Origin of the sequence: Citrobacter sp. S39, assembly GCF_009495675.1 — a bacterium.
GTDB lineage: Bacteria > Pseudomonadota > Gammaproteobacteria > Enterobacterales > Enterobacteriaceae > Citrobacter > Citrobacter freundii.
Genome location: NZ_CP045555.1, coordinates 2285313 through 2305603, shown reverse-complemented (window position 1 = coordinate 2305603; position 20291 = coordinate 2285313). Strand labels below are relative to the sequence as shown.

Annotated in this window: 22 protein-coding genes; 9 read left to right on the top strand and 13 right to left on the bottom strand. The window is 53.8% G+C overall.

The genetic code is table 11. The annotated features are described in order from the left end of the window. Positions 1–179: 179 nt before the first annotated feature. Both sseA and timP read left to right on the top strand, forming a co-directional pair. Positions 180–1031: a 3-mercaptopyruvate sulfurtransferase gene (sseA, locus tag GFB57_RS10910; protein ID WP_003037701.1), complete on the top strand. Its 852-nt coding sequence runs from the start codon at positions 180–182 to the stop codon at positions 1029–1031. A gap of 339 nt (positions 1032–1370) precedes the next feature. Next, positions 1371–1499 (top strand): small toxic inner membrane protein TimP, encoded by a 129-nt coding sequence (gene timP / locus GFB57_RS10905; protein ID WP_306419305.1) that lies wholly within the window; start codon positions 1371–1373, stop codon positions 1497–1499. 36 nt (positions 1500–1535) lie between these two features. Here the strand turns inward: timP and sseB are convergent, their stop codons facing one another. The 11 genes from sseB to trmJ all read right to left on the bottom strand — a co-directional run bounded on the left by sseB (position 1536) and on the right by trmJ (position 10285). Beyond that, positions 1536–2312: an enhanced serine sensitivity protein SseB gene (gene sseB, locus GFB57_RS10900; RefSeq protein ID WP_003037698.1), complete on the bottom strand. Its 777-nt coding sequence runs from the start codon at positions 2310–2312 to the stop codon at positions 1536–1538. 109 nt (positions 2313–2421) lie between these two features. Continuing rightward, positions 2422–3705, bottom strand: coding sequence for an aminopeptidase PepB (gene pepB, locus GFB57_RS10895; protein ID WP_003037696.1), 1284 nt, complete (start codon positions 3703–3705; stop codon positions 2422–2424). 61 nt (positions 3706–3766) lie between these two features. Beyond that, positions 3767–3967, bottom strand: a complete 201-nt coding sequence (gene iscX / locus GFB57_RS10890) for a Fe-S cluster assembly protein IscX (protein ID WP_003037694.1) — start codon at positions 3965–3967, stop codon at positions 3767–3769. Positions 3968–3978: 11 nt separating this feature from the next. Continuing rightward, positions 3979–4314, bottom strand: a complete 336-nt coding sequence (fdx, locus tag GFB57_RS10885; RefSeq protein ID WP_003037690.1) for an ISC system 2Fe-2S type ferredoxin — start codon at positions 4312–4314, stop codon at positions 3979–3981. Position 4315: 1 nt separating this feature from the next. Continuing rightward, a complete protein-coding gene (gene hscA, locus GFB57_RS10880; RefSeq protein WP_003037687.1) occupies positions 4316–6166 on the bottom strand; it encodes a Fe-S protein assembly chaperone HscA in 1851 nt (616 codons plus the stop codon). A 15-nt stretch (positions 6167–6181) separates the two neighbouring features. Next, positions 6182–6697 carry a co-chaperone HscB gene (gene hscB / locus GFB57_RS10875; RefSeq protein WP_003037683.1) on the bottom strand — a complete coding sequence of 172 codons (516 nt, stop codon included), beginning with the start codon at positions 6695–6697 and terminating at the stop codon, positions 6182–6184. Between the two features lie 108 nt (positions 6698–6805). Further along, entirely contained in the window at positions 6806–7129 is a 324-nt protein-coding gene (iscA, locus tag GFB57_RS10870) for an iron-sulfur cluster assembly protein IscA (RefSeq protein WP_003037681.1), read from the bottom strand. 20 nt (positions 7130–7149) lie between these two features. Beyond that, the gene (gene iscU, locus GFB57_RS10865; protein WP_002913991.1) at positions 7150–7536 is read right to left on the bottom strand and encodes a Fe-S cluster assembly scaffold IscU; all 387 of its coding nucleotides are present in this window, start codon (positions 7534–7536) and stop codon (positions 7150–7152) included. A 25-nt stretch (positions 7537–7561) separates the two neighbouring features. After that, on the bottom strand, positions 7562–8776 hold the full coding sequence (iscS, locus tag GFB57_RS10860; protein WP_003037677.1) for a cysteine desulfurase: 1215 nt from the start codon (positions 8774–8776) through the stop codon (positions 7562–7564). Between the two features lie 112 nt (positions 8777–8888). After that, on the bottom strand, positions 8889–9380 hold the full coding sequence (gene iscR / locus GFB57_RS10855) for a Fe-S cluster assembly transcriptional regulator IscR (RefSeq protein WP_003037674.1): 492 nt from the start codon (positions 9378–9380) through the stop codon (positions 8889–8891). 173 nt (positions 9381–9553) lie between these two features. Further along, entirely contained in the window at positions 9554–10285 is a 732-nt protein-coding gene (gene trmJ, locus GFB57_RS10850) for a tRNA (cytosine(32)/uridine(32)-2'-O)-methyltransferase TrmJ (protein ID WP_003037672.1), read from the bottom strand. A 118-nt stretch (positions 10286–10403) separates the two neighbouring features. Here trmJ and suhB point away from each other — a divergent pair, with 118 nt between their 5' ends. Further along, entirely contained in the window at positions 10404–11207 is an 804-nt protein-coding gene (gene suhB / locus GFB57_RS10845; protein ID WP_003037670.1) for an inositol-1-monophosphatase, read from the top strand. A gap of 72 nt (positions 11208–11279) precedes the next feature. Here suhB and GFB57_RS10840 read toward each other — a convergent pair whose 3' ends face one another. Together GFB57_RS10840 and GFB57_RS10835 are read right to left on the bottom strand one after the other, a co-directional pair. Then, the gene (locus GFB57_RS10840) at positions 11280–12260 is read right to left on the bottom strand and encodes a nickel/cobalt transporter (RefSeq protein WP_003037668.1); all 981 of its coding nucleotides are present in this window, start codon (positions 12258–12260) and stop codon (positions 11280–11282) included. Beyond that, positions 12251–12889: a DUF1007 family protein gene (locus tag GFB57_RS10835; protein ID WP_003037667.1), complete on the bottom strand. Its 639-nt coding sequence runs from the start codon at positions 12887–12889 to the stop codon at positions 12251–12253. Before GFB57_RS10835 ends, GFB57_RS10840 begins: the two co-directional genes overlap by 10 nt. 420 nt (positions 12890–13309) lie before the next feature. Between GFB57_RS10835 and GFB57_RS10830 the strand changes: the two genes are divergently transcribed. From GFB57_RS10830 to GFB57_RS10805, 6 genes are all read left to right on the top strand, one after another. Further along, the gene (locus tag GFB57_RS10830) at positions 13310–14293 is read left to right on the top strand and encodes an autoinducer 2 ABC transporter substrate-binding protein (RefSeq protein WP_003037665.1); all 984 of its coding nucleotides are present in this window, start codon (positions 13310–13312) and stop codon (positions 14291–14293) included. 104 nt (positions 14294–14397) lie between these two features. Next, the gene (locus tag GFB57_RS10825; protein ID WP_003037663.1) at positions 14398–15906 is read left to right on the top strand and encodes a sugar ABC transporter ATP-binding protein; all 1509 of its coding nucleotides are present in this window, start codon (positions 14398–14400) and stop codon (positions 15904–15906) included. Continuing rightward, positions 15899–16888 (top strand): ABC transporter permease, encoded by a 990-nt coding sequence (locus GFB57_RS10820; RefSeq protein WP_003037661.1) that lies wholly within the window; start codon positions 15899–15901, stop codon positions 16886–16888. The genes GFB57_RS10825 and GFB57_RS10820 overlap by 8 nt, the downstream gene beginning before the upstream one ends. Position 16889: 1 nt before the next feature. Then, on the top strand, positions 16890–17843 hold the full coding sequence (locus tag GFB57_RS10815) for an ABC transporter permease (RefSeq protein WP_003037658.1): 954 nt from the start codon (positions 16890–16892) through the stop codon (positions 17841–17843). Between the two features lie 17 nt (positions 17844–17860). Beyond that, complete coding sequence (locus tag GFB57_RS10810; RefSeq protein WP_003037655.1) at positions 17861–19498, top strand: FGGY-family carbohydrate kinase; 1638 nt, start codon at positions 17861–17863, stop codon at positions 19496–19498. After that, positions 19495–20094, top strand: coding sequence for an SIS domain-containing protein (locus GFB57_RS10805; RefSeq protein ID WP_003037653.1), 600 nt, complete (start codon positions 19495–19497; stop codon positions 20092–20094). Before GFB57_RS10810 ends, GFB57_RS10805 begins: the two co-directional genes overlap by 4 nt. Positions 20095–20291 lie beyond the last annotated feature (197 nt).

Sequence of the window (20291 nt, the reverse complement as noted above, 5' to 3'; positions counted from 1 at the left end):
TAGCTACGTAGAACAACTATTATGCGTCAGATTTCCGGCGGTGGAAGTCAGTAACTGAACAACGTTGTCTTAATTTTAGTGATTAATGTGGATTCACCTGACAAATCAGCCTGTTTTACTTGTCGCTTTACGGTAAACATCCGACAATTTGCCAAAACCTGGTAAAAATGGAGATGCCTATGACCACCGCCTTCTTTGTCGCTGCCGACTGGCTTGCCGAACACATTGACGACCCGGAAATACAAATTCTTGATGCCCGAATGGCACCTCCAGGACAGGAAGATCGCGACGTTGGCGAGGAGTATCGTGCGGGCCATATTCCTGGCGCAGTCTTTTTTGATATTGAAGCGCTTTCCGATCATACCTCACCGCTACCGCATATGATGCCGCGCCCGGAAGCTTTTGCCGTTGCGATGCGCGAACTGGGCGTTGATCAAGATAAGCATCTGGTTATCTACGATGACGGTAATCTGTTTTCCGCGCCACGCGCATGGTGGATGCTGCGGACATTTGGCGTCGAAAATGTCTCCATTCTGGCGGGCGGTCTGGCAGGCTGGAAGCGCGATGATCTAATGCTCAAGGAAGGCGATGAGGATTTACCTGAAGGTGAATTTAACGTGGCCTTTACGCCTGGCGCTGTTGTGCGTGTTACCGATGTACTGCTGGCCAGTCATGAAAAAACCGCACAGATTGTCGATGCGCGACCGGCTGCGCGTTTTAACGCAGAAGTTGACGAACCTCGCCCTGGCCTGAAGCGTGGTCATGTGCCCGGTGCGCTTAATGTACCGTGGACAGAATTGGTTCGTGACGGCGAGCTGAAAACTACCGACGAACTGGATGCTATTTTCTTCAGTCACGGCGTGAGCTTTGACCGCCCGATTATCGCCAGCTGTGGCTCCGGCGTAACGGCTGCCGTGGTGGTGCTGGCACTTGCCACGCTGGGCGTTTCTAACGTCGCATTGTATGACGGCGCATGGAGCGAGTGGGGTGCTCGCAACGATTTACCGGTAGAACCATCTGAGGCTAAATAAAATCTGATTTATTCATCTTTTTCGTCCACAAAAAAACCGCTCAAATGAGCGGTTTTTTTGTGCTGGTCCGGTTCGCGGCCTTTCCAGCAGGCTATGTCACCATAGCAATGCAAGCGTACATCAGTGGGCAAATAGTCCCTTTTAAGGGAGTGAATGTCAAGTTAATTAGCTGCGAAACTATTCACTATTTGAGGTATTATCTTTTCCGGCCCTTTTCGCCGCCTCGCAAGCGGGCACTGGTTTCAGGAAAGGATGTCCCATGGCCGTATATGCAAGCGTACATCAGTGCTTGCTATCACGGCATTATCGCCAGTGGTGCTGTCGTGATGCGGTCTTCGCATGGACCGCGCAATGAAGATACGATACTTCTGTATCGTGCTTGTTGTATCTGGTGCATTGTGTCTTCACGGTGATCGGAGTTACTCAGGTAATTCTGCACGCGTGATGTTCAGCGCCCAGAGCAAGTAAGCCAGGTAGCCGCCTTTCGGGGCGGCTTTCCTTCACTCAGATAATCCGATTCTGTTTAAAGTCGCGCAGGAAACCGCCCCAGCGACGTTCATAGAACGGTGCGATGTGCTCAGTGATAAAGTGGCTCACGCCCTTCTCACCTTTCCTCACCTGGCAGATGTCAATGGGTTCATCACCCGGCAGTGTATCGGTCGCGACGCTGCCCGCAGCGTGGATGATCTCTTCAATATCCCCTTCCGCTTCAATACCAATCAGCAGATTCGGCTGGGCTTCCGCGCTTTCTTTGATTGAGCAGAGAAACGCGCGTTTTACCGGCTTAATGGTTTTAAACAGCGTAGTCAGCGAGTCAATCATCTGCGCCGGAGGTTCAGCGACTTCAGAGAGGATCAGCGATTCACCGCCTTCCAGTACTTCCTGGGTGCTGAGCGGATTCCCCTCTTCCCCCATCAGCAGGCTGATTTCACGCGGCATAAATTCTTTGCCGGTCGGCAATTTCGCGTTGAGAAACAGCGTTTCGCCGAGCGTCATTTCAAACAATGTACGCACCGGCATGACGACAAATGCCTGCTCATCTTCAACCGCCTGCTGCAGAGCTTCCAGGGAGGTGAAGAACGGGATCACGGTTGTGCCGTCTTCTTTTTCCCAGTGCTGAAGGTCGAGGGCGCTGTCTTCAACCACCGCCTCGCCTTCTGCGGCTGTACCCGGCACCCAGACGGTAGACTCCAGTAAAGTACGGAAAAATGCCGGACGATGCGCAGGCTCTGTCGCCGCTTGCTCCAGCAGGGTTTCTAATTCGTTTTTCGTTTCGGACATAGAGATCACAAATTATGTATATGGGTTGTAGGCCTGATAAGACGCACGGCGTCGCCATCAGGCAAAATGCCGGGTGGCACTTCGCTTACCCGGCCTACAAAAACACCGTTCAGGCAATCAGCAGATTTGCAATCGTGCGCACACCCAGACCAGTTGCGCCCGCAGACCACTGCTCAACTGGCGCTTTGCGATAGGTTGCAGAGCAGTCGATGTGCAGCCAGCCTTGCTGATAGTTTTCCACGAAATGGGACAGGAAACCCGCCGCGGTGCTAGCACCCGCCGGATAGGCCGCACTGCCGGTATTATTCAGCTCGGCAAAGTTAGACGGCAGCTGGCTACGGTGGAACTCTGCCAACGGCAGACGCCAGAACGGCTCGTTTTCTTGCGCCGCGCTTGCCAGCAGACGGGCAGCCAGTTGATCGTCAAAGCTAAACAGCGCATGGTAATCGTTGCCCAGCGCAGTTTTCGCCGCGCCGGTCAGCGTGGCGGCATCAATGATCAATTCTGGTTTTTGCGCGCTGGCGTCGATCAGGCCATCGGCCAGTACCAGACGCCCTTCGGCATCGGTATTCATCACTTCAACTTTTTTACCGTTGCGATAGTGAATAATATCGCCGAGTTTAAAGGCGTTGCCGCTAATCAGGTTATCCGCGCAGCACAGATACAGCTTCACGCGCTTGTTCAGACCACGGGTGATGGCGAACGCCAGCGCGCCGGTCACCGTTGCCGCGCCGCCCATATCAGACTTCATCGAGTCCATAAATGCGCTTTGCTTGATGCTGTAACCGCCGGAGTCAAAAGTAATTCCCTTACCCACCAGGCAGGCATAAACCGGGGCTTCTTTATCGCCAGTTGGATTGTAATCCAGCGCCAGCAGTACCGGAGGACGTTCGGAGCCACGACCTACGGTATGCAATCCCATGTAGTTCTGCTCGCGCAGATCTTCGCCTTTAGTGATGCGGTAAGAGACGTTATCGCAGGCAACAGAGCACAGCAGGTCTACTGCGCGTTGCGCCAGCTGTTCCGGGCCCAGCTCTTCTGCCGGGGCGTTAATGGTATCGCGCACCCAGTCAATAATTTTCAGGCGGTTATCCAGCTCTTTGCGCTGCGCCTCATCCAGAGCGGCCCACTCAACTTTGCGGGTGCCTTTTGGTCCTTTGTAGCCCTGCCAGAACGCCCAGCTACGTTCGGTATCCCAGCCTTCACCATCCAGTTGGACATGTTTAATACCCAGGCCGTCAATTTTACGGGCGGCGCGCTGGATAAGGCCGAGGTCATCTTTTCCGTTCAGGTGCAGGGTAATGCCATCATTATTAATGCTGTATGTCGCCTTTTCACCCCAGCGGGCATCAGCGGGTTGCGTGGAAAGCGTAATTTTCATGGCTTCTGTCATTTTATTTATCCTTATTTTCGCGCATACAGGAAAACGGGCCACCCGTGGGCAGCCCGTTGACTTATTCGGCTTCGTCCAGCCAGACCAGCAAAATGGCCTCAAGGATTTTTTCGTTCGATGCCTGTGGATCATCATCGAACTCTTCCAGGTCACAGATCCACTGGTGCAGATCGGTGAAACGAACGGTCTTGGGGTCGAGATCGGGGAACGCGTCGTACAGCGCCTCGCCGATTTCACGGCTATCGGTCCATTTCAGTCCCATACTACCCTCTGTTAATGCTCACGTGCATGATTGATTGTGTAACGTGGGATTTCGACCACTAAATCGTCCTCGGTGACACGTGCCTGACAGCTTAAACGGCTCTCCGGCTCCAGTCCCCAGGCTTTATCCAGCATGTCGTCTTCTTCTTCTGTGCTTTCCGGCAAAGAATCAAAACCTTCACGTACGATGCAGTGGCAGGTTGTGCAGGCACAGGATTTTTCACAGGCGTGTTCAATCTCGATACCGTTACGCAGGGCAACGTCAAGAATGGTTTCGCCGGTCTCAGCTTCCAGAACTGCGCCATCGGGACAGAGATCCTGATGAGGCAAAATAACAATCTTTGGCATATTAAACCTCGTCCACGGAATGGCCTTTCAGCGCGCTACGGACGGATTTGTCCATGCGGCGAGCGGCGAATTCCTGGGTTTGTTTGTCTACGTTTTTAATGGCTTGTTCTATCGCGTCAACATCGTCACCCAGTGCAACCTCGCTCAAATGCGCGGCGGCGGTGTCGATAGCCTGACGTTCTGCGGCGCTTAACAGCGCGGCATCAGCGTTCAACGCACCGGATAAACTTTCCAGTACGCGTGCCGCTTCGACTTTCTGTTCTGCCAGCATACGGGCTTTAACGTCCTGCTCGGCAAAACTCATCGAATCCTGAATCATGGAGGCGATTTCACTGTCGGTCAGACCGTAGGACGGTTTAACCTGAATTGAGGACTCAACGCCGGTGGATTTTTCCATGGCGGTGACGCTCAGCAGGCCATCGGCGTCCACCTGGAAGGTCACGCGGATGTGTGCGCCGCCAGCTGGCAATGCCGGGATGCCGCGCAGCGCAAAACGCGCCAGTGAACGGCAGTCCTGCACCAGCTCACGCTCGCCTTGCATTACGTGAATGGACATCGCGGTTTGGCCATCTTTAAAGGTGGTAAAGTCCTGCGCGCGCGCCACCGGAATCGTGGTGTTACGTGGGATCACTTTCTCCACCAGACCGCCCATGGTTTCCAGTCCCAGGGACAGCGGGATAACGTCCAACAGCAGCATTTCGCTGTCCGGTTTATTTCCGACCAGAATATCTGCCTGGATTGCCGCACCAATAGCGACCACTTTGTCCGGGTCGATAGAAGTCAGCGGCGTACGGCCAAAAAATTCACCGACGCGTTCACGCACCAATGGCACGCGAGTTGAACCACCGACCATCACCACTTCCAGCACATCCTGCGGCTCCACGCCCGCATCTTTCAGCGCGCGACGGCAGGCCAGCAGCGTACGCTTGACCAGTGCGGAAATGAGTTCATTAAAGGTTTCACGGGTGATTTCACCCTGCCATCCCGCCACGTTAACCGTTACAGAATCAGCGTCGCTAAGCGCGATTTTCGCGGCAATCGCGGCATCCAGCAGTTCACGCTGTACGCGGTTATCGCTACGATCGGCCACGCCAGCCTGCTCACGAATATAATCGGCCAGCAGATGGTCAAAATCGTCGCCGCCGAGCGCGGAATCACCGCCGGTCGCCAGCACTTCAAACACGCCGCGGCTCAGGCGCAGAATAGAAATATCAAAAGTACCGCCGCCAAGATCGTAGACCGCAATCACGCCTTCCTGACCGGAGTCCAGACCATAGGCAATCGCAGCTGCGGTCGGTTCGTTCAACAGACGCAATACGTGCAGGCCCGCCAGACGCGCGGCGTCTTTGGTCCCCTGACGCTGTGCATCGTCAAAGTAAGCCGGAACGGTGATTACCACGCCGTCCAGTTCGCCGGACAGTGATTCGGTTGCCCGCGCGGCCAGCGCTTTCAGAATATCCGCGGAGACACGCACCGGATTAAGCAATCCGGCAGCAGTTTCAATCATCGGCAAGCCGTTTTCGCTTGCCTGGAACGTATATGGCAGATGCGGGTAACGCGCCTGGATATCCGCCAGAGAGCGGCCCATCATGCGTTTTACCGAACTGACGGTGTTTGCCGTATCCAGCGCAGCATTGGCGCGGGCATCGTAACCGACAGAATAACCCTGCTGCTGATAGTGAACCACTGACGGCAACAGGTGGCGACCTTCATGGTCTGCCAACGTTTCGGCCTGGCCGCTGCGTACGGTCGCAACCAGGGAGTTGGTGGTGCCTAAATCGATACCTACCGCCAGACGACGCTGGTGCGGCGCGGCGCTCAGACCAGGCTCACTAATTTGTAATAAGGCCATTTTCGCTTCCGGAAATTAAAAATCGAGCAGTTTTTCTTCGAGTTGTTCTGCACTGCTTCGCAGTTTATCGAGAAAACGCAGCTTACGCACGGTATCTGCCGCTGCGTCCCACGTCTCGCTATCCAGCTGTTCCACCATCAGTTGATGACGAACGTTATACATTTCGCTGACGCGTTGCATAAACGCATCTAAACGTTGACTGTCTTTTGCCTGTTCAATTTCGTCCAGCTCTTCCCGCAGCTCCAGTTGTTCCATCAGAAACGCGGTATCGCGCACCGTGTGCTGCTCGCTACGGATGTCAAAGCCGTGTAAAGACAATAAGTATTCGGCGCGCATCAAAGGATGACGCAGCGTTTGCCAGGCCTGGTTGATAGTGGCGGACTGCGAAACCGCAGCAAGTTGTTCCGCCTGGGAACTGCTGGCAAATTTATCAGGATGATACTGACGTTGTAGATCCTGAAAACGTAGGCTCAGCGCCTGAGTATCGAGCTGATAACGGGCCGGTAAGCCAAAGAGGGTGAAGTAGTCCATAACATTCTCAGGGCATCGATTCTCTGTTGTTCACGGGAGCAAAACCAGAGAGTCAGGTAAAACAAACCCCACGCGCAGGCGACCACGGTGGGGTTATCGGTAAGCGCGTTACACGTGGAAGCTTTCGCCGCATCCACATTCGTCTTTCACGTTCGGGTTAGTAAACTTAAACCCTTCGTTCAGACCTTCTTTGACGAAGTCTAACTGCGTACCGTCGAGGAATTGCAGGCTCTTACCGTCGACCACAACTTTAACGCCTTTGTCTTCAAACACGGTATCTTCAGCCGCCGGCTCGTCAACAAATTCCAGTACATAGGCCATACCTGAGCAGCCGGAGGTTCTCACGCCCAGACGCAGACCAAACCCTTTACCGCGGTTTGCCAGGAAGGTATTTACACGCGCTGCTGCACTGTCGCTTAAGGTAATCGACATAATAAAACCTCAACTCTTAATTATTTTGCTTCACGTTTGCTTTTGTAATCCGCAATCGCGGCTTTAATCGCGTCTTCAGCCAGAATAGAGCAGTGAATTTTCACCGGTGGCAGTTCAAGCTCGTCGGCGATATCGGTGTTTTTAATCGCCTGTGCTTCGTCCAGAGATTTCCCTTTTACCCATTCGGTAACCAGAGAGCTGGAAGCAATAGCGGAACCGCAGCCGTAAGTCTTGAAACGCGCGTCTTCAATGATACCCTCATTGTTGACTTTGATCTGCAACTTCATCACGTCGCCACAGGCTGGTGCACCCACCATGCCGCTGCCCACGTTCTCGTCGCTGTTGTCAAAAGAACCCACGTTACGTGGATTCTCGTAATGATCGATTACTTTTTCGCTGTAAGCCATGCTGAATTCTCCTTATCGGTACCGATTAGTGATGTGACCATTCAATGCTGTTCAGATCCACGCCCTGTTTGAACATTTCCCACAGCGGAGAAAGGTCACGCAGGCGGCCGATGGAGTTGCGAACCAGATTAATGGCGTAGTCAATCTCTTCTTCGGTAGTGAAACGACCTAAAGAGAAACGAATTGAGCTATGTGCCAGCTCGTCGGTCATCCCCAGCGCGCGCAGCACGTAGGATGGCTCCAGGCTTGCAGAAGTACATGCAGAACCGGAGGATACAGCCAGATCTTTCAGCGCCATAATCAGCGATTCGCCTTCAACATAGTTGAAGCTAACGTTGAGAATGTTCGGTGCACCCTGCTCGAGATCGCCGTTAAGATACACTTCTTCCATATCTTTCACGCCGTCCCACAGACGGTTACGCAGACTGCGCAGGCGCGCCATCTCGGTTTCCATCTCTTCTTTGGCAATGCGGTAGGCTTCACCCATGCCGACGATCTGGTGCACAGGCAGCGTACCGGAACGCATACCGCGCTCGTGACCGCCACCATGCATCTGCGCTTCAATACGAATACGCGGTTTACGACGCACGTACAGCGCACCGATACCTTTCGGACCATAGATTTTGTGGCCGGAGAAGGACATCAGATCAACTTTCAGTTGGCTCAGATCGATAGGCAGTTTGCCCACGCTCTGGGTCGCATCAACGTGATAGATGATGCCGCGCGCACGGCACATTTCGCCGATAGTCGCGATATCCTGCACCACGCCGATTTCGTTATTCACGTGCATGATGGACACGAGGATGGTGTCGTCACGCATTGCCGCTTCAAGTTCTTTCAGGTCGATAATGCCGTTACGCTGCGGGGCGAGGTAGGTGACTTCAAACCCTTCGCGCTCCAGCTGACGACAGGTGTCCAGCACGGCTTTGTGTTCGGTTTTGCTGGTGATGATGTGCTTGCCTTTTTTCTGATAAAAGTTGGCTGCACCTTTAATCGCCAGGTTATCGGATTCAGTCGCACCGGAAGTAAAGACGATTTCACGCGGGTCAGCGCCCACGAGGTCAGCAATCTGGTTACGGGCGATATCTACCGCCTCTTCAGCCTGCCAGCCGAAACGGTGTGAACGAGACGCTGGGTTACCAAAGTTTCCGTCCAGGGTCAGACACTGCATCATTTTCTCGGCAACACGCGGGTCCACCGGCGTGGTTGCGGAGTAGTCGAGATAGATCGGTAATTTCATTGCTCTATAAACTCCGTACATCGCTTCAATGCAAGGAATCAGGCAACCGGCTGGATGTACGACCGAGTTAACGGGGTGTGTAGCACCCCGGCCTGATTCTAAAATACTTTTATTATGCGCGTAACTTAACGTCGATCGCGTCTTGTGCACGATTAGTGCGTGGAGCGTCATGCGTGTGCTGGCGACCAGACACATCCAGGACTTCCTGATTATTCACCAGTTCGCCCAACGTAATGTTGTTGAGGAAACCGGTCAGACGATCGCTCAGATCGCGCCACAGCGCGTGGGTCAGGCATTTATCGCCGCCCTGACAACCGCCCTTGCCCTGGCAACGGGTCGCATCTACAGACTCGTCCACAGCGCTGATTACTTCACCTACTGCGATGCTGCCGGCATCTTTACCCAGCAGATACCCGCCGCCTGGTCCACGTACGCTGGAAACCAGACCGTTTTTACGCAAACGGGAAAACAGCTGCTCCAGATATGACAGGGAGATTCCCTGACGTTCAGAAATATCAGCCAACGGTACCGGGCCCGTTTCGGAGTTGAGCGCAACGTCCAACATTGCGGTCACGGCATAACGCCCTTTTGATGTCAGTCTCATGTCTTACTTAGCCTCAAACTCGCCCCTGCCCGGGGTTTTTTATTGTAAAATGGGGGTATTGCATAGCAGGGGCAAGTCTGACATTCCCGACTAAATCAGTCAACTATTTACTTGACTAATTTAGTCAGGTATTTAACCTTCAGTGCCATTTTTACTTGCCGGAGGCGTTACGTTTACTTGCCTTTATTCTGTTGCTCAATTGAAGCTAAAATTCCGCGCAAAATGTTCAGCTCCTGGCTCTCAGGACGCGCACGCGTAAACAGACGGCGCAGCTTATTCATCACCTGTCCCGGATGCCCTTCGCGGATAAACCCGGTCGACAGCAGCGTTTGTTCCAGATGACCGTAAAAACGCTCTAAATCATCGACCAGCGGATACTCAGCTTCTTCGTATTCTGCGGTCTTCTCGCTTTCCTGCGTTGCCAGCCAGGCCATGCGCACTTCATAAGAGATGACCTGCACCGCCATCGCCAGGTTCAGCGAACTGTAATCCGGGTTCGCGGCAATAGCGACGTGGTAATGGCACTTCTGCAGTTCTTCATTCGTCAGGCCAACACGTTCACGACCAAACACCAGCGCTACGGGCGAATTCGTCGCTTCAGAGACGCTTTTTAAACCGCATTCACGCGGATCCAGCATCGGCCACGGTAGTGTACGGGAGCGCGCACTGGTGCCTACTACCAGGCTGCAACCTGCCAGCGCTTCATCAAGAGTATCGACGATCTGCGCGCTGCCGATTACATCACTGGCACCTGCCGCCAGAGCGATGGCCTGAGAGTCCGGTTTAACCAGTGGATTTACCAGCCACAGATTGGTTAAACCCATGGTTTTCATTGCGCGGGCTACAGAGCCCATGTTGCCAGTGTGAGAGGTTTCCACCAGCACGATTCGAATATTTTGCAGCATTGTATTTCTTCGGCTAAAGATTATTCGGGCATATTATCATAAAACGAAGACATATTCCGAACTCGCTGCTATACTCTGCGCCGTTTTCCCGTTCTTTAACATCCAGTGAGAGAGACCGATGCATCCGATGCTGACCATCGCCGTGCGCGCAGCGCGCAAGGCGGGTAATGTAATTGCCAAACACTACGAAACCCCAGACTCTGTAGAAACCAGCCAGAAAGGCAGCAATGATTTCGTGACTAACGTCGATAAAGCCGCCGAAGCGATTATTATCGAAACTATTCGCAAATCTTACCCACAGCACACCATCATCACCGAAGAAAGCGGTGAGCACGCAGGTGAAGATCAGGATGTTCAATGGGTTATCGATCCACTGGATGGTACTACCAACTTCGTAAAACGTCTGCCGCACTTCGCGGTATCTATCGCAGTACGCATTAAAGGCCGTACTGAAGTCGCCGTTGTTTACGATCCAATGCGTAACGAACTGTTCACCGCCACTCGCGGCCAGGGCGCACAGCTGAACGGCTATCGTCTGCGTGGCAGCACCGCCCGCGATCTGGACGGCACCATCATCGCCACCGGTTTCCCGTTCAAAGCGAAGCAGCACGCCGCTTCTTACATGAAAATTCTTGGCAAAATGTTTACCGAGTGCGCTGACTTCCGCCGCACAGGTTCTGCTGCGCTGGATCTGGCTTACGTTGCCGCTGCGCGCGTTGACGGTTACTTCGAAATCGGTCTGAAACCATGGGATTTCGCAGCAGGTGAGCTGATTGCGCGTGAAGCTGGCGCACTGGTTTGCGACTTCACCGGTGGTCATAACTACCTGGCAACCGGCAACATCGTTGCAGGTAACCCGCGCGTTGTTAAAGCCATGCTGGCTAACATGCGTGACGAACTGAGTGATGCGCTGAAGCGTTAATCTGCTGTGGTGCCGGATGCGACGCTTTCGCGTCTTATCCGGCCTACAAGTCATACCATTCCGCTCACTAACCTAAAATGGTCTTATCCCTCGCCCTACCGGCACCGCGCTCATCCACATCACTACCGCAGCAACAATAAGCACCGCACCACCGGCTAACGCCAGCGTCGTCCAGCCAATCTGTCGCCACAGCACCGGCGCTTTATGCCCGCTAATTTTCACCGCCAATGAGCGAAAGCTATGTACCAGCAAAGCCAGTGACGTAATCGTCAAAGAGGTTCCTGCCGCCATCGCCAACGCCGACGCCATACCCCAGCTAAAGACGCCAACCACTTTACTGAACAGCAGCACCATAATTGCGCCAGAGCAGGGACGCATGCCCATAGAGAGAATAATCATCAACCGGGCGCGCCAGTCATCGCCGCTTTGCAGTTGTTCCGGCTTGGGCAAATGCTGATGCCCGCAGCCGCAGCCCTCGTGATGCACATGGTGCGGCGTAAAGGCGGTGAATTTCGGGCGCATCAGCAGCTGGCGCAATTTCTTTAGTGCACGGACACACAATAAAACGCCCAACACGCCAACCAGCGCATAACTTCCTTTCTCCAGCCAGAAACTGCTCATATGCAGCTGTCGGGCAGGCAGTTGCAGCACCGTGAGCACTACAACCACCAGTCCTATTGCCACCAGCCCCTGCAATAGGGAAGACGCCAGCGTCAGCCCAATGCTCGACTTGAGCTTCGACGGATGCGTCGCAAGCCAGGTCGTGATGACGATTTTGCCGTGCCCCGGCCCCAATGCGTGCAATACCCCATATATAAAGCTAAACAACAGCAGAGATCCGCCCGCACGTGTGGGGTTCGCGGCAACCGCTTTCAGCAACCCGCTCATCTGCTGGTTAACGTCACGCTGCCAGACGACACTTTGCATCATTACCTGAGGCCAGGCCTGCCACAACCACAGCACCCCGCCTGTCGCCAGCAACAAAAAGACCGCCAGTGGCCATAGCGTGAGCCAACGGCGTCTGGCTGCGCGTTGTTGATAAACTACTGACATTGCAGCGTCACCGTCTGTGCAAACTGTTTACCCAACTCCATATCCTCCGGCGGTGCGTCTTCTTTATCCAGCGACTGCGCAAAACTCAACATGTGTTCATTCGGCGTCGGCGTATGCATTGAAATATGGCATTGCTGGCTTATGGTCTGCGAAAGCCGGGCGTCGCTGTCTTTGTCATAGCTCATATCGACGTAGTAGGTCGGATCGAAGGTTGAAATAGTATATTTTTGACCGCTCAGTGGTTGAGCTTCAGCCAGCGGCAGAACGAACGTCAGCACCGCCTGGTGTTCTTCACGCTCCATGCCATATTCCGTCGGTCTGTTTTTAAACTTTACCTTTTTCCCATCGTGCCACACTTCGGTGAAATAGTGCTGCCCGAGAACATTGGCCATCACTTCCGCCGCCAGTTTTTTCCAAATTTCATCACCAGGTTTAGCATCCCCCGCGTCGTAAAGCAGATCCGCCGACGTGATTTCATCCATCGTCCAGCGCATTTTTAGCGCGACGAACCGATCATTTTCGCTCACAACTTCGGTTTTCAGATGAATAAAGCTGTGGGGATGCGCACCTGCGCCAAAAGACAGGACAGCGAGAAACAACGTCATAATGATACGTTTAACGCCTTGCATGAGTTCTCCACGATAAAAATCAACACCGCCACAAATAATGATGCCGTATTTGGCGCAAGTGTGCCGAGGATACCATTGAACGAAAAAATGTTGAGCCCCCTTTTCCGGTATCGATTCAGTTCTCAGTTTCGATAATTTCTTCTTCGGAAAATTCCACCCAAACACCTTTTCGGCGTCAAAGCCTAAGTCAAATGATAATAAAATGTTAATTAAAAGTTTCATTTTAATGTTTAGTTAACACTTAATTTGAATGCCTGAATCTAAAATCATGTAAATTTAACCAGTTATTAACTACTTTATTTCTATAAATTAACAATAATGGGCATATATCACATTCTCCAAACTTATGATTCATTCCCTCTTCCATTCGTTGTTAACTTCACGCCGTGACATGTCCTGCCCCCTACGAAAGGTACAACTATGAAATTCAAACTCGCATTACTCAGTGCAACCCTGGTTTCTGCATGCATGTTGTCCGGCACGTCCTTTGCGGCGGAAAAATATGAAATTGCTGTGGTTGCCAAAGTCACTGGTATTCCCTGGTTTAACCGCATGGAAACCGGTGTTAACGAAGCAGCAAAAAAACTGGATGTGAACGCTTACCAGACCGGTCCGTCTACGCCGGACCCGGCACAGCAGGTCAAAGTGATTGAGGATCTGATCGCCAAAAACGTCAACGCGATCATCGTGGTACCAAACGATGCCAAGGTTCTTGAGCCAGTACTGAAAAAAGCGCGCGATAAAGGCATTGTGGTCCTGACGCACGAATCCCCGGACGAGCAAATCGGTCAGTGGGATATCGAAACCATCGATAGTGAAAAATACGCACAAGCCAACGTCGATGAGTTAGCGAAAAATATGGGCGGCAAAGGCGGGTATGCAATCTATGTTGGTTCGCTGACGGTCCCACTGCATAACGCGTGGGCTGATTATGCAATTAAGTACCAGAAAGAAAAATATCCGGAAATGTTCGAGGTCACTTCACGCCTGCCGGTCGCGGAAAGCATTGATAAATCCTACGCCACAACGCTGGATCTGATGAAAACCTATCCGCAGATGAAGGGCATTATCGGCTTCGGCTCACTGGGTCCAATTGGTGCTGGTCAGGCTGTGCAGAAAAAACGCGCCAAAGATAAAATTGCCGTTGTCGGGATCGCCATGCCAGCGCAGGCTGCGCCTTACCTGATGCGTGGAGATATCAAAAAAGCGCTGCTGTGGGATCCAAAAGATGCGGGCTATGCGCTGGTAACGGTTGCCGATCAGCTGTTGCAGGGCAAAGAAGTCAATGCAGATCTGAGTATCGACGGTTTAGGGAAAGCCGATATCGACACGGAGAAGAAAGTGATCCGCTTTAACAAGATCCTCGAAGTTACCAAAGACAACGCACAATCACTTGGTTTCTAAGGCTTTTGCCAACACCAGGGAAACCATAACGCCGACCGTCTGGTCGGCGCTATCAACCAAACTAACACTCAGCGTCCGTCAGGGCGCTCGCAGGGGTATTGTCCATGACAGACACCACCGCATTTATCACTCTTGAGAATATCAGCAAACAATTCCCGGGCGTGCTGGCGCTGGATAACGTGAATCTGACGCTGAGAAAAGGCGAAGTTCACTGTCTGGCGGGTCAAAACGGCTGTGGTAAAAGTACCATTATTAAAGTGATCTCCGGGGTTTATCATCCGGAAAAAGGCGCGCAGATTTTACTCGACGGAAAATTGTTCCATCACCTGACGCCGCAGCTCTCCTCCCATTATGGCATTCAAGTTATTTATCAGGACCTGTCGTTGTTCCCCAACTTTAGCGTCGCAGAAAATATCGCGGTCAACCGCTATCTGCCGGGCGGTGATATCTGGGTGCGTCGTGGTGCTATGAAACAGCAGGCGCTGGCAGCCATGAAACGTATCGGAGTGAATATCGATCCCGATAAAAAAGTAGAAAAACTCTCGATTGCCGACCGACAACTGGTCGCTATTTGCCGGGCAATTGCCGCAGATGCGCGTCTGGTTATTATGGACGAGCCCACCGCCTCGCTAACCCGCCAGGAGGTCAATGGACTGCTGAAGGTGGTTAACGAACTTAAAGCGGCCGGCATTTGCGTGGTGTTTGTCAGCCATCGTCTGGATGAAGTAATGGAAGTGGCAGACCGTATCAGCGTCATGCGCGACGGCAAACTGGTGGGCACATATCCTGCCAGCGAACTCGACAGCCACGAGCTGGCTTTCCTGATGACCGGACAACGCTTCCACTACAGCCCGCTGCCGGAGAAATCATTCGACGATCGAGACCCCCTGCTGGAGCTGCGCAACCTCAGCCGCAGAGGCAAATACCAGAACATTAATCTGTCGCTGCATGGCGGCGAGATTGTCTCGATTGTCGGCCTGTTGGGCGCCGGGCGTACCGAGCTTTGTTTGAGCCTGTTTGGCATGACGCACCCGGAAAGCGGCGAGATGCGTATTAACGGTCAGCCGGTCACGCTTCGTAATAACCACGACGCCATTAAGCACGGGATCGGCTACGTCTCAGAAGATCGCCTGACGCAGGGGCTGATCATGGAGCAGTCGATTTACGACAACACCATCGTCACGGTGTTTGATCAACTGCACACCGGTAGCGGCTTGCTCGATCATCGTAAAGCGCAAAAGCTGGTCGCCGATTTAATCCGCGAACTGAATATCAAAGTGTCCGATCCGCACCTGCCGGTCAAAACCCTTTCCGGCGGCAATGCCCAGCGTATCGCCATTGCCAAATGGGTGGCGACCAATCCCCGCATCCTGATCCTCGACTCGCCTACCGTCGGCGTGGATATCGCCAACAAAGAGGGCATTTACCAGATAGCCCGCGATTTGGCGGAACAAGGTATGGCGGTGCTGATGATTTGCGATGAAATTCCGGAAGCATATTACAACAGCCACCGCGTGCTGGTGATGCGTCGCGGCAGACTGGTGGCGGAATTTAATCCTCATCACTGCCGTGAAGAGGAGATTGCTGAAGTGGTCGAGGTAATCAATGAATAAGATGCATCTGTCCCGTTTAATCGGACAACATGAATTCTGGCTGGGCCTGCTGGTCGTAGCGCTCGCGGTTGGGCTAAGTGTCAGCACCGATGAGTTCCTCTCGCTCGGCAATCTGACAGATGTGGCCACCAGCTACGCGATTCTCGGCATTCTCGCCTGCGGGTTGTTTGTGGTGCTGATTTCCGGTGGGATCGATATCTCATTTCCGGCGATGACCGCGATTGCCCAGTATGCGATGGCCAGTTGGGTGATCGGCCACGGCGGCAACTTCGCTCTGGCGTTAACCATTGCGATTGCGGTGGGCCTGCTGCTTGGGCTGATTAATGGCTTCCTGGTCTACTGGCTGCGCGTTCCGGCAATCATCATTACCATCGCCACGCTGAACGTCTACTACGGCCTTCTGGTTTACGCCACCAAAGGCACCTGGCTGTACGGTTTCCCTGACTGGTTTATGAACGGCATTAACTGGTTCTCCTTCACCGCGGCAGATGGCTACGACTACGGCCTGACCCTGCCCCTGCTGTGCCTGGCGGCGGTGATCGTCTTTACCGCAGTGCTGATGAACTATACCCGTCTTGGCCGTCAGGTTTACGCCATGGGCGGCAACCGCGACGCGGCCTCACGCCTGGGGCTGAATCTGCTGAAGCTGCATTTCTACGTCTATGGCTATATGGGCATTCTGGCAGGTGTTGCCGCCGTGGTTCAGGCGCAAATCACCCAGTCAGTTGCACCCAATTCGCTGCTCGGCTTTGAGCTGACGGTGCTGGCGGCGGTCGTACTCGGCGGAACCAGCATGAGCGGCGGGCGCGGTACGTTGACCGGAACCCTGCTCGGCGTTGTCTTGCTCGCCTTCTTACAAAATGGTCTGACGCTACTCAGCGTCTCCTCTTACTGGCACACCGTATTCAGCGGCGCCATTATCCTGGTCAGCATCAGTGCCACGGCCTGGAACGAAAAACGCAAACTGGCAAGGGAGCTTTGAGATGAAAACAATCGCCAGATTTTTACCCGGTGATGCCATCATTCGTCTGCAATGCGTCATTATTGTGGTCGTCGCCCTGGTTTTCTCAGCCCTGCTCGGCAGCCGTTTTTTTAGCGTCGCTAACTTCCAGTCGATAGGCTCACAGTTACCGATCCTCGGCATGCTGGCCCTCGGGATGGGTATGACCATGCTGACCGGCGGCATTAACCTGTCAATTATTGCCGGGGCGAACGCCTGCTCGCTGGTAATGGCAGCGATTATCGTTACCCATCCGGATAACCCGCTGTTTCTGGTGCTGGCGCTGCTGGCAGGCGCAGCCGTGGCGGTGGCTATCGGTACGCTCAACGGCGCACTGATTGCCTGGGTCGGCGTCTCACCGATTCTCGCCACCCTCGGCACGATGACACTTATCTCCGGGCTGAATATTCTGCTCTCCAACGGGACGGTGATTTCGGGTTTCCCGACCGCCATTCAGTACCTTGGCAACGCCACGATTGCGGGTATTCCGGTGGCGCTGTTGCTCTTTTTCCTGGTGGCAATCCTGCTATGGGTACTGCTGGAGCACACCACGCTGGGGCGCAGTCTTTATCTCGTCGGCTCCAATGAACAGGCTACCCGCTACAGTGGTGTGAATACCGTACGGGTACAAATTTCCGTGTACGTGATTTCAGCCCTGCTCGGCTGGGTCGCCGCCATTCTGATGATGGCGAAATTCAACTCGGCAAAAGCCGGATACGGTGAGTCCTACCTGCTGGTCACCATCCTTGCCTCCGTACTCGGTGGCATCAATCCGGATGGCGGCTTCGGACGCATTATCGGCCTGGTACTGGCGCTGATTGTGCTGCAAATGCTGGAAAGCGGCCTTAACTTGCTGGGGGTCAGCAGCTATCTGACGATGGCGCTGTGGGGCGCGGTGCTGATCCTCTTTATCGCATTACAGAATCGTAAAGCCTGATTTCAGGAGAAAAAATTATGGCAAGTTACTTTATTGGTGTGGATGTCGGAACCGGAAGCGCCCGTGCTGGCGTGTTTGATCTCAACGGCAGAATGGTCGGCCAGGCCAGTCGGGCCATCGAGATTTACCGCCCGCAGGCCGATTTTGTTGAGCAGTCTTCCGATAACATCTGGCAGGCGGTGTGTAACGCGGTTCGCGATGCGATTAACCAGTCGGATATCAACCCTATCCAGGTGAAAGGTCTGGGCTTTGACGCGACCTGTTCACTGGTGGTGTTGGACAAAGAAGGTAAACCGCTGACCATTAGTCCGTCCGGGCGCAGCGAACAGAATATCATTGTGTGGATGGATCACCGCGCCATTACTCAGGCTGAGCGCATTAACGCCCTGCATCATCGGGTGCTGGACTACGTTGGCGGTATTATCTCCCCGGAAATGCAAACGCCCAAATTGCTGTGGTTGAAGCAACATATGCCCAACACCTGGGCCAATGCGGGATACTACTTTGACCTGCCCGATTTCCTGACCTGGCGCGCAACGGGCGATGACACGCGCTCACTGTGCTCGACGGTGTGTAAATGGACCTATATGGGCCATGAAGACAAATGGGATGCCAGCTATTTCCGCCAGATTGGGCTGGAAGACTTGCTGGAACATGATGCCGCCAAAATTGGTCGCTACGTGAAAACCATGGGTGAACCGCTCGGTCATGGTCTTTCTGCGCGCGCCGCCAGCGAAATGGGGCTGATTCCGGGGACCGCTGTCAGCGTCTCGATCATCGATGCCCACGCCGGTACGCTCGGCACGCTCGGCGCGAGCGGTGTTTCCGGCGAGGTAGCGGATTTCGATCGCCGCGTCGCGCTGATTGGCGGCACCTCTACCGGACACATGGCGATTTCCAAAGAGCCGCGTTTTATCGGCGGTGTTTGGGGGCCTTACTACTCAGCAGTGCTGCCAGAATACTGGCTTAACGAAGGTGGACAGTCGGCAACCGGGGCGTTAATCGACCACGTTATTCAGTCGCATCCTTGTTACGAAACCTTGTTGACCCAGGCGAAATCACAAGGGCAGACCATTTATGAAGTGCTGAATACGCTGCTGCGTAAAATGGCCGGTGAGCCGGAAGATATCGCATTTTTAACCCGCGATATGCACATCCTGCCCTATTTCCACGGCAACCGTTCACCGCGCGCCAACCCAACGCTCACAGGCGCTATCACTGGACTGAAGCTGTCGCGCACGCCGGAAGATATGGCGTTACAGTACCTCGCGACCATTCAGGCCATTGCGCTGGGAACCCGTCATATCATTGAAACGATGAATCAAAGCGGCTACACGATCGATACCATTATGGCCAGCGGCGGCGGGACGAAAAACCCGATCTTCGTTCAGGAGCATGCCAACGCCACCGGCTGTGCGATGCTGCTGCCTGAAGAGAGCGAAGCCATGCTGCTGGGTGGCGCCATGATGGGAACTATCGCCGCGGGCGTGTTCGATACCTTCCCGGAAGCAATGTCAGCGATGAGCCGGATTGGTAAAACGGTTACCCCGCAGACTAATCGCATTAAGCAGTACTACGATCGCAAATATCGGGTATTCCACGAGATGTATCAGGATCATATGAAATACCGCCAGTTGATGCAGGAGGACGCATGAGTAACTCCTGGTCTCAGGCCAGCGGCGTATTCCAGCTCTATAGCGATGCCCTGGCGGGTCTGGGGCAGCATCTGACTGAACCTGTCTGGCAGTTGCTGATGGCGGAGCTGCGCGGTTGTCAGGGCAAAATCGTCGTCACCGGCGTCGGTACCTCCGGCATTGCAGCACGTAAAGTCGCACATATGCTGGCTTGCGTGGAACGTCCAGCGATTTACCTCAACGCGACGGATGCAGCGCATGGCGATCTCGGTTTTTTACGCGCCGACGACCTGGTGATTATGCTGTCACGCGGGGGGAATTCGGACGAGCTCACCCGGCTGCTGCCCGGGTTGGCTGCGAGGAATGTGCCCATCCTGAGCGTGACTGAAAACGCCGATTCGGCCATTGCTAAAGCCTCGAGGCTAGTGATTTCCACCGGTGTACAGCGCGAGGCCGATCCGCTGAACATGTTGGCTACCACCTCTATTTTACTGGTGCTGGCTATCTTTGACGCCGCCTGTGCCTGTCTGATGAGCGAGAGCGGATACTCAAAGGAAACGCTGCTGGCGGTACATCCGGGCGGCGATGTGGGATTAACGCTGAGTCGTGAGAAGTAACGCCAGACAGCTGTTACGGAGGTAATGAATGTGTTGCCTCCGTCGTATTGCTACGTTCACTTTAGGTTTTTCACTTCTCTGAGATAGCATTTTCATACCTCCCTCCGCCAGCATTCCCCCCTCTGGCATTTTTTATATCTCAACAAAAAGATAAAACAGTGAAAAAACGGATTAACGCGCTGCGTTCCACTCCCGCT